Genomic DNA, 998 nt, shown 5'->3' with positions numbered 1-998 from the left:
ACGGACCGGATGGGGGTCGGCTCCTCGCCGGACGACCGTTCCGGAGATCACCGAGCGTGCGATCCCGACGAGTTCGGAGTCGGCTCCCGCATTCCCGGCGGGCGCCGCCACGACACAGCGGATCATCCAGCGGAAACCGTCGACACCGATGAACCGCAGATCGGCGTTCGCGGCCCTGCCGTGAAGTTCACGACCCCACGGGCCCGACTCGATGCTGACCTCCGCATTGTCGTTGCGCAGGGTCTCCGCGAGTTCGGCAGCGACCTCGCGCCACTGCCCCGGCGACTTCGGCGCGGCGTACGCGGAGACGGTGATGCGCCCGAACTGGGTCACCAGGTGGACGTTCTGAGGCGTCCCGTTCGGTGCCATCTCGACCTGGATCTGGCCGCCGGCCGGCAGCGGTACGAGCACGGATCCGAGATCCAGACGGGAGGCGGCCACCGTCTCCTCGTCGACCTCGTCGATGTCGTACGGGCCGGAATCGGCCGCACTGCCGGTGGCGTATTCGTCGGAAGGCTCGTCGTAGGCACCGAGGTCGTCGCCGGGTGCAGCGGCGTCGCTCGTCTCGACGCTCGACCCGCGGTCCTTGCGGCGTCGTCCGAACATGTCAGGAACCCTCCTTCACGAGGCCGGCGTGCCCGCCGCTCGATCCGTATCCGCCGCTGCCCCGCGCCGTGTCGTCGAGTTCGTCCACTTCGACGAAGTCGACGAGTTCGACGCGCTGGACGAGCAACTGCGCGATGCGGTCGCCTCGGCGGAGTTCGACGGCGCGCTCGGTGTCGTGGTTGATCAGGCACACCTTGATCTCCCCACGGTAGCCCGCGTCGACCGTGCCGGGTGTGTTGACGACGGACAGGCCGAACTTGGCGGCGAGGCCGGAACGCGGGTGGATCAATCCGACCGTTCCCACGGGCAGTGCCACGGCGATACCGGTACCGACGAGCGCTCGCTCCCCCGGGACCGAGGGTCACGTCGGCCGAGGTGCACAAGTCCACGCC

General features: G+C 69.3%; 1 protein-coding gene and 1 pseudogene. Both read right to left on the bottom strand.

Annotated elements, in window-relative coordinates:
* A partial coding sequence (locus tag R1101_RS0124285) for a DUF3710 domain-containing protein (protein ID WP_016935736.1) occupies window positions 1-606 on the bottom strand: 606 nt, incomplete at its 3' end.
* Between the two features lies 1 nt (window position 607).
* Window positions 608-998: pseudogene (gene dut / locus R1101_RS28665) on the bottom strand (dUTP diphosphatase); the annotation flags it as partial.

The organism is Rhodococcus sp. R1101 (assembly GCF_000278445.1).
In the GTDB taxonomy this organism is placed as follows: domain Bacteria; phylum Actinomycetota; class Actinomycetes; order Mycobacteriales; family Mycobacteriaceae; genus Rhodococcus; species Rhodococcus gordoniae.
Note: the sequence above shows the minus strand (reverse complement) of the source record. Positions and strands in the feature narration are given on the sequence as shown.